Below are 1652 nucleotides of genomic sequence, written 5' to 3' on the forward strand. Positions count from 1 at the left end.
GCGGTCGCCGCCGCGCTGACAGAGCGTAAGTTCGAAGCGCCCCGGTCCGGCAAGACCGAATGGACGGCCCAGATGCTGCATGACGAACTGGCGGCAACGAACGCGGAGCTCGACAAGGCCTATGCGGAGCACGGCTATGGCGCTTGAGTTCCGCAATGTCACAAAGCGCTTCACCACGGCGAACAACGCGCTGACCGCTGTCAGCGATGTGAACTTTCGCGTCGCGCCGGGTGAGTTCGTTTCCGTCGTCGGGCCGTCGGGCTGTGGCAAGTCCACCATCCTGTCGATGACAGCCGGGCTCTATCAGCCAACGGAGGGGGAGGTTCTGGTGTCGGACGCCCCCGTCACGGGGCCGAACTCCCACGTCGGGTTCATGTTGCAGAAAGACCTGCTGCTGCCGTGGCGGTCGATCATTTCCAACATCGAATTCGGGCTCGAAGCGCGCGGGGTGGCCAAGGCCGAGCGGCGTGACCGCGCGATGAAGGAACTGGCCCATTGCCAGCTTGCCGGGTTCGAGAACCATTACCCCTATCAACTGTCGGGCGGGATGCGCCAGCGCGCGGCACTGGCGCGGACGCTGGCCATCGACCCGGAGATCATTCTGCTGGACGAACCTTTTTCGGCACTCGACGCGCAGACCAAGCTGTTGTTGCAGAATTCATTCGCCGGCACGATTGCCGAGACCGGCAAGACCACCCTGCTGATCACCCATGACCTGCACGAAGCGGTGCTGATGTCGGATCGCATCCTCGTGCTGTCCGAACGCCCCGGCACCATCGTCGCCGAGATCGAGGTGGATCTGCCGCGCCGGGACCGGCCGCTCGAACGCCGGGTGATGCCGCAGGTCGCCGATTATGCGGCACAGCTCTTCAAGCATCTGAAACTGGAAGAAAAGGCAGCCTGAGCCGGCCGCCCACTAAGGGAGATACCGAAACCATGAAACATACCATCCTTTCCGCCGTCACGGCCGCGACGCTGGTTCTGACCGCCGGGGCCGCCGCCGCGCAGGAAAAGGTGACCTACCTTTTCCCCGCGCCAGACTTCCTGCCCGCATTCGCGCCGTTCCAACTGGCGAAGGGGAACGGCTATTTCGACGAGGCGGGCCTCGACGTTACCTTTCAGGTGGGCAAGGGCGGCGCCGACGTGGCCACGCAGGTGGCGCTCGGCAATGCCGAACTGGGCGGCGGTATCGGGGACACGCCGATCATCGTACGTGCCAACGGGCTGGAGATCCGCGGCGTCGCACTGCTGGGGGGCCGTGGTCTGACCCAGCTGGCATGGCGCGAAGATGCTGGCATCACCGGGCCGCAGGACCTGAAAGGCAAATCCATCGGCGTTCTGTCGTTTCAGGATACCACCTACTACAACCTGCTGGGGGTGCTCGCCTCTGCCGGGCTGACGAAGAACGACGTGGATATTCAGGCCGTCGGGCCGGGTGGCATCATCCAGCTCACCATTGCCGGCAACCTCGATGCCATGTCGGGCGTGCCCGAGTGGATCGCCGCCATCGAAGCGGCGGGCGTGCCGATGGACCAGCAGCCGGTGGACAGCGTCTTTCCCGCCATGGCGCAGGCCATCATCGCCTCTGACGACACGATCGAGGAACGCCCCGAGGTGGTGCAGGGCTTTGTCGACGCGGTGCTGCGCGCGGT

The 1652-nt window shown here is 64.9% G+C and carries 2 protein-coding genes; both read left to right on the plus strand.

Annotated elements, in window-relative coordinates; genetic code table 11:
* Positions 1–136: 136 nt before the first annotated feature.
* Entirely contained in the window at positions 137–904 is a 768-nt protein-coding gene (locus A3764_RS22535; protein ID WP_067925730.1) for an ABC transporter ATP-binding protein, read from the plus strand.
* Positions 905–936: 32 nt separating this feature from the next.
* Positions 937–1652, plus strand: a 716-nt coding sequence (locus tag A3764_RS22540; RefSeq protein ID WP_067952132.1) for an ABC transporter substrate-binding protein, incomplete at its 3' end; no start/stop codon positions are given.

Origin of the sequence: Sulfitobacter sp. HI0129 (genome assembly GCF_001635395.1) — a bacterium.
Taxonomy (GTDB): Bacteria; Pseudomonadota; Alphaproteobacteria; order Rhodobacterales; family Rhodobacteraceae; genus Sulfitobacter.

Excerpts from the sequence above, each read along its gene's own strand:
- A3764_RS22535 (WP_067925730.1), top strand. The coding sequence starts at position 137 with ATGGCGCTTGAGTTCCGCAATGTCACAAAGCGCTTCACCACGGCGAAC.